Annotated in this window: 6 protein-coding genes; 1 reads left to right on the forward strand and 5 read right to left on the reverse strand. The window is 67.5% G+C overall.

The window, feature by feature from the left end; genetic code table 11:
- Positions 1-34: 34 nt before the first annotated feature.
- From DK254_RS18695 to DK254_RS18705, 3 genes are all read right to left on the reverse strand, one after another.
- Entirely contained in the window at positions 35-538 is a 504-nt protein-coding gene (locus DK254_RS18695; protein WP_109934976.1) for a DUF934 domain-containing protein, read from the reverse strand.
- Entirely contained in the window at positions 522-2180 is a 1659-nt protein-coding gene (locus tag DK254_RS18700; protein ID WP_109934977.1) for a nitrite/sulfite reductase, read from the reverse strand. Before DK254_RS18700 ends, DK254_RS18695 begins: the two co-directional genes overlap by 17 nt.
- A gap of 237 nt (positions 2181-2417) precedes the next feature.
- Positions 2418-2912, reverse strand: a complete 495-nt coding sequence (locus DK254_RS18705) for a PaaI family thioesterase (protein WP_089390321.1) — start codon at positions 2910-2912, stop codon at positions 2418-2420.
- Between the two features lie 346 nt (positions 2913-3258).
- On the opposite strand from DK254_RS18705, the gene DK254_RS18710 reads away from it, so the two are divergent.
- The gene (locus tag DK254_RS18710; protein WP_256595903.1) at positions 3259-4338 is read left to right on the forward strand and encodes an ABC transporter substrate-binding protein; all 1080 of its coding nucleotides are present in this window, start codon (positions 3259-3261) and stop codon (positions 4336-4338) included.
- On the opposite strand, the gene DK254_RS18715 is transcribed toward DK254_RS18710, so the two are convergent.
- Both DK254_RS18715 and DK254_RS18720 read right to left on the reverse strand, forming a co-directional pair.
- On the reverse strand, positions 4335-4553 hold the full coding sequence (locus DK254_RS18715) for a DUF2970 domain-containing protein (RefSeq protein WP_109934979.1): 219 nt from the start codon (positions 4551-4553) through the stop codon (positions 4335-4337). The genes DK254_RS18710 and DK254_RS18715 overlap by 4 nt on opposite strands.
- A gap of 36 nt (positions 4554-4589) precedes the next feature.
- Complete coding sequence (locus DK254_RS18720) at positions 4590-5915, reverse strand: MATE family efflux transporter (protein WP_109934980.1); 1326 nt, start codon at positions 5913-5915, stop codon at positions 4590-4592.
- Positions 5916-6257 lie beyond the last annotated feature (342 nt).

Below are 6257 nucleotides of genomic sequence, written 5' to 3' on the forward strand. Positions count from 1 at the left end.
CCTGCAGGGCGGGGCTTTTTCATGTCGCTACCGATCAGGCCAGCTGCCGCCGGCGGAACAGTGGCTGCGGCTGGGTCACCGAAGTCTGGTAGACCTCGCTGAAGTCCTCCAGGCTGGCCAGCGCATCGTGCGGGTCGCGGTCGGCGCGGATGGCGTAGGCGTCGAAACCGCAGCTCTGCATGTAGAACAGCTGGTCGCGCAGCACGTCGCCGATGGCGCGCACTTCGCCCTTGTAGCCGAAGCGCTCGCGCAGCAGGCGCGCGGTGCTGAAGCCGCGGCCGTCGGTGAAGGCCGGGAAGTTCACCGCGATCACCTGGAACCTGTCCAGGTCGCCGGCGATGGCCTCGGGCTCCTCGTCGGCGTCCAGCCACACGCCCAGGCCGCCGTCGCGGCCGCGCAGGGCGGGGCCGTGTTCCAGCCACAGGTTCAGCGGGATGATCACGTCGTCGCTGTTGGGCACGCTTTCCAGGGGGGCGTCCTTGGGCAGCAGGTGCCAGCGGTCGTCGACCACTTCGCGGTGCTTAATGATTCGCTGCATATACGCGCTCCTTGAAGGGGTCGATGCCGATGCGGCGGTAGGTGTCGAGGAAGCGTTCCTCTTCGGTGCGCCGTTCGACGTAGACCTTGATCAGCTTCTCGATCACGTCGGCCATCTGGTCCTGGGCGAAGGACGGGCCGAGGATCTGCGCCAGGCTGGCGTCGCGGCCGGCGCTGCCGCCGAGGGACACCTGGTAGAACTCCTCGCCCTTCTTGTCCACCCCGAGGATGCCGATGTGGCCCACGTGGTGGTGGCCGCAGGCGTTCATGCAGCCGGAGATGTTGAGGTCGATGTCGCCGATGTCGAACAGGTAGTCGAGGTCGTCGAAGCGGCGCTGGATGGCCTCGGCCACCGGGATCGACTTGGCGTTGGCCAGGGAGCAGAAGTCGCCGCCCGGGCAGCAGATGATGTCGGTCAGCAGGCCCACGTTGGGGCTGGCGAAGCCTAGCTCGCGCAGTTCGCCCCAGAGGGTGAACAGCTGCGCCTGCTCGACGTCGGCGAGGATGATGTTCTGGTTATGGCTGTTGCGCACTTCGCCGAAGCTGTAGCGGTCGGCCAGGTCGGCGATGGCGTCCAGTTGCTTGTCGGTCACGTCGCCCGGGGCCACGCCGGTGGGCTTGAGCGACAGGGTCACGGCGACGTAGCCGGGCTTCTTGTGGGCGAAGGTGTTGCGCTCGCGCCAGCGGGCGAAGCCGGGGTGCTCGGCATCCAGGGCGGCGAGGGCGGCATCCTGGTCTTCCAGGGCCTTGTAGGCCGGGTCGACGAAATGCACGGCGACGCGCTGCACTTCCGCCTCGGTCAGGGTGCTGGGGCCGTCCTTGAGGTGCGCCCACTCGGCGTTGACCTTCTCGGCGAAGACCTCGGGGGTCAGCGCCTTGACCAGGATCTTGATGCGCGCCTTGTACTTGTTGTCCCGGCGGCCGTAGCGGTTGTACACGCGCAGGATGGCGTCCAGGTACGACAGCAGGTGCTGCCAGGGCAGGAATTCATTGATGAAGCTGCCGACGATGGGGGTACGGCCCAGGCCGCCGCCGACCAGCACGCGGAAGCCCAGCTCGCCGGCCTCGTTCTTCACCGCTTCCAGGCCGATGTCGTGCACCTCGATGGCGGCGCGGTCGCTCACGGCGCCGTTGACGGCGATCTTGAACTTGCGCGGCAGGTGGGCGAACTCGGGGTGGAAGGTCGACCACTGGCGGATGATCTCGCACCAGGGGCGCGGGTCCACCAGTTCGTCGCGGGCGATGCCGGCGAACTGGTCGGTGGTGGTGTTGCGGATGCAGTTGCCGCTGGTCTGGATCGCGTGCATCTGCACGGTGGCCAGCTCGGCGAGGATCTCCGGCACGTCCTCCAGCTCCGGCCAGTTGAACTGCACGTTCTGGCGGGTGCTGATGTGGGCGTAGCCCTTGTCGTAGTCGCGGGCGATCTGCGCCAGCTTGCGCACCTGCCGCGAGGCGAGCAGGCCGTAGGGTACGGCGATGCGCAGCATCGGCGCGTAGCGCTGGATGTACAGGCCGTTCTGCAGACGCAGCGGGCGGAATTCCTCGCCGGTCAGTTCGCCCGCCAGGTAGCGGCGGGTCTGATCGCGGAACTGCTTGACGCGATCCTCTACGATCCTCTGATCGTATTCGTCATATACGTACATGAAAAATCCTGCTGTCAGGCTATAGCGCTCGGGCGTACTGCGCTTCCGAGCGCGCACGGCAACGCGCTCCACGCGGAGTGGCGGGCAAGATACCAGTTAGGGAATATGCGTAAAAGTGAAGTTTGAGTATATGGCGAGAACTTTCTGATATAAGCGCCGTATCCGTCGCAACCTTCTCCGCCGGCAGGTGCCGCGAAAGGGGCGCGGAGCCTGGCCGCAGGCCCCTCGCAGGTTCCCTCAGCCCTCGCGGCCGTGGGCCTGGTCGCCCAGCCGGGCGGTATCGACGCGGACGAAGATGGAGTCGCCGATGGCGGTCAGCACGTCGCCGGCATACACCTCGCAGATGATCCGGCTCTTGCGCCCCAGCTCGCCCTCCACGTGCGCACGCAGGGTCAGTGGCACGCCCATGGGGGTGGGCTTGATGAACTTGATGCCGAGGTGGCCGGTGACGCAGTCCAGGCGCGGCAGGCTGCCCGGCTCGCGGCCTTCGGCGCGGTAGTGGTAGGCCATGGCCGTCCAGTTCGAGTGGCAGTCCACCAGCATGGCGATCAGGCCGCCGTAGACCAGTTCCGGCCAGCCGGTGTACTTGGCCTCGGGCAGGTGCTCGGCCATGACGTGGATGCCGTCCTCGTGCCAGTAGCTCTTGATGTGCAGGCCGTGGGGGTTGCTGCCGCCGCAGCCGTAGCAGATGCCTTCGGGCGCGGCGCGGTCTTGCAGGGAGAGGTTTTCCATGGTGACGCCTTGTTCTTGTTGCGGAAATCGCCCCAGCCTAGCCGGTTTCGCCGCCTGCATGAAGGGCCGCGCCTTGTCGCTGCCCGTGCCCTGGTCTTAACTGCTGGTGGGTCCACCGAAAACAGCAAGAACAAATGGGGGAAACATGAGCGAAGAATCCCGTAACGACAATCGCGACAGCGTGATCGACGCCCGCGCGGCCTTCATCCTCATCCTGCTGGTGGTGGCTACGGCGATATTCTGGGTGAGCCATCAGTAATTTTCGCTCCACCGGTCAGGGTTGAGCGAACACAATGAAGGCAAATGGCTATACTTCACCGGCTTCTGGTCGGTGGGGTGTGGGTTCTTGAGTCTTCTGTGCAGGTCCTGGTTGCTGGTCGCCGGTCTGTTGCTGTCGTTGGGCAGCCAGGCGGCGTCGGTGGTGTTCCTCAACCCGGGACGGTCCGACGAACCCTACTGGGTCAGCTACACCCGCTTCATGCAGGCCGCCGCCGACGACCTGGGCATGCCGCTGCGCGTGCTCTACGCCGAGCGCGATCCGCAGTGCTCGCTGCAGCAGGCGCGCGAGCTGCTGCGCGACGGCCGGCTCCCCGACTACCTGGTGTTCACCAACGAGGGCTACATCGGCCCGGAGCTGCTGCGCCTGTTCGCCGACACCTCCGTGCGTCTGTTCACCGTGAATCACATGCTGACCGCCGACCAGCAGCGCATCGTCGGCGGTAGCCGCGAGCGCTACCGCAACTGGATCGGCAGCCTGGTGGCCAACGAGGAGGAGGCGGGCTACCTGATGGCCCACCGCCTGCTCAAGGCTGGCACGGCGGCGGGGTGGGGGCTGGACCTGCTGGCCTTCTCCGGGCTTGCCCAGGCACCGGTGGCGCAGTTGCGCGAGCAGGGCATGCGCCGGGCGCTGGCCGACTTCCCGCGGGCCCGGCTGCTGCAGGTGGTGTACGGCGGCTGGGACCGCCAGCGCGCCTATGAGCAGGCGCAGCAGCTGCTGCGCCGCTACCCGCAGGTTCGGCTGGTCTGGTCGGCCAACGACGAGATGGCCTTCGGCGCCATGAAGGCGGCCCGCGAGGCCGGCCACGTGCCGGGGCGCGACATGCTGTTCAGCGGCCTGAACAATTCCCAGGAGCTGCTTTCGGCGGTGGTCGACGGCAGCATCAGCGTGGCCATGAGCGGCCATTTCACCCTCGGCGGCTGGACCATGGTGCTGCTGCACGACTACGACGCCGGGGTGGACTTCGCTGCCCACGGCGGCAAGGACCGCCAACTGCCGGTGTTCATCCTGCTGGACAAGAGGCGCGCGGAAAAGCTGCGCAGCAGCCTGGCGCGCCCCGGCTATGGCGTGGATTTCCGTGCGTTCAGCCTGGCCCTGCACCCCGGGCAGAAGGATTACCGCTTCAGCCTGCGGCCCCTGCTCGACTAGACCCCCGCCAGGTGCAGCACCAGGCGCACCAGGGCATAGAGCAGCAGGACGAAGACCAGGGTGAAGGCAACGCCGAGGAAGATGAAGTGGCTGGGTTTGCCATGGCTGAAGTCGCGGGCGCGGTTCTTCCCGCTCTGCACGCCGAAGGCGGCGGCCAGCACGCTCTGCAGCATCTGCCAGAAGCTCGGCGGGCGGTTCTGTGAATCGTCGTTCATGGAAGCCTCCTTAGCTGCCGGAAAGCATAGCCGGCCTCAGAGTTCTATCTGCGTCCACTGGCGTTTCTGCCACATCACCGCGAAGATCGCCGAGGCCAGGCCGCGCTGCAGGATCTGCATGCTCCAGATCGCCAGCAGGCCGCCGCCCAGCACCGGGCCGACCAGGTAGGCCAGGGGCAGGAAGAACAGCCACTGGTTGCCCAGGCTGACCGCCATGACCGTGCGCGTGGCGCCGGCGCCGAGCAGCGCCTGGGTCAGCACCAGGGCGGTGGCGTCGATGACCATGCCCAGCCCGGTGAACATCAGCGGCACGCGGCCCAGCTCGATCAGCGCCGGGTCGCTGACGAACAGCCGCAGGATCGCCTCGGGGAACATCCAGAACGGCGTGCCCAGCAGCGCCAGGCCGCAGGCGGCGACCTTGACCACGTCCCAGCCCCAGCGGTGGGCGCTGTCGAAGTCACCCTCGCCCATGCACTGGCTGACCAGGGTGGTGGCCGCCATGCCCAGGCCGATGCCGGGCAGGATCAGGAACAGCGCCAGGTTGATCAGCACGTGGGCCACCGCCAGCTCGCGGGTGCCGACCTGGGCGATGATCCAGAACAGCAGGGTGATGCCGGCGGCGAAGAAGAACTGCTGCAGCGAGTTGGGCAGCGACAGGCGCAGCATCACGCGGATTTCCCGCTCGCTGGGCAGGCGCGCGAGGAAGCCGTGGGGGCGGGCGTCGCGCCAAGTGATCCAGGCATAGATCGCCGAGCCCAGGTACAGCGCCAGGGTGGTGCCCAGGCCGCTGCCCACCGCGCCCATGCGCGGCAGGCCGAACAGGCCGTGGATCAGGCTGTAGCTGATGGCGGCGTTGGCCAGGTGCATCACCACCAGGGTGCGCATGTACGTGCCCGAGCGCCGCGTGCCGTTCCAGTAGCCGCGGAAGGCGAAGTTCAGGCCTACGGCCAGCACCGAGAGCGCGCGCCATTCGAAGTAGGGCACGCCCACGGCCAGCACTTCGGGGTCGTGGGACAGCAGGCGCACTATGGGTTCGGCGAACAGCAGGCACACCAGGGCGATCGGCAGGGCCAGACCCAGGGCCACCAGCAGGCCGCAGTTCAGCGGGGTGGCCAGGTCGCCCTCGCGGCCCTCGCCGCGGCGCCGCGCCACCAGCGCCTGGACGCCGGCGCCCAGGCCCATGACCAGGGAGATGGCGACGAAATTGGCGTAGCTGCCGATGCCCACGCCGGCCAGGGACTTTTCCCCGAGGTGCCCGACCATGGCGGCGTCCACCAGGTTGAGCAGGCTCTGGCTGAGCATGCCGCCGATGATCGGCAGCCCCAGGCAGAGGATATTGCGAAGGCGCTCGCGCTCTAGCATGGCGTTCCCGAACTGCAGGTGATCCGGCGATTGTTGGTCGAGGGCGACGGCGCGCCGGTGACCGTGCCCCTCGCAGCAAAGCCTAGCGTAAGGCGGCCGGCGCTGCCCGCTCGGTCGTCGCGCGGGCCCGGGTCCGGCGACGGCTGACGCTTTCCTCCGGGATGGTGTAGGAGCAACTGTCTTGCAGGCTCTACCGAAGTGCTCTTCGTAGGAGCGAGCTTGCTCGCGAACCGCATGGCACCGTGTTTGTTCGCGAGCAAGCTCGCTCCTACGAGAAGCCATGCTCGCCTGCAACGTAGGAGGACCTTGTCCGCGATAGCCGGAACCACCGGCGCGATTCGC

Origin of the sequence: Pseudomonas sp. RW407, from assembly GCF_003176655.1 — a bacterium.
GTDB lineage: Bacteria > Pseudomonadota > Gammaproteobacteria > Pseudomonadales > Pseudomonadaceae > Pseudomonas > Pseudomonas delhiensis.

Excerpts from the sequence above, each read along its gene's own strand:
- DK254_RS18695 (WP_109934976.1), bottom strand. The coding sequence starts at position 538 with ATGCAGCGAATCATTAAGCACCGCGAAGTGGTCGACGACCGCTGGCAC.
- DK254_RS18700 (WP_109934977.1), bottom strand. The coding sequence starts at position 2,180 with ATGTACGTATATGACGAATACGATCAGAGGATCGTAGAGGATCGCGTC.
- DK254_RS18705 (WP_089390321.1), bottom strand. The coding sequence starts at position 2,912 with ATGGAAAACCTCTCCCTGCAAGACCGCGCCGCGCCCGAAGGCATCTGC.
- DK254_RS18715 (WP_109934979.1), bottom strand. The coding sequence starts at position 4,553 with ATGAACGACGATTCACAGAACCGCCCGCCGAGCTTCTGGCAGATGCTG.
- DK254_RS18720 (WP_109934980.1), bottom strand. The coding sequence starts at position 5,915 with ATGCTAGAGCGCGAGCGCCTTCGCAATATCCTCTGCCTGGGGCTGCCG.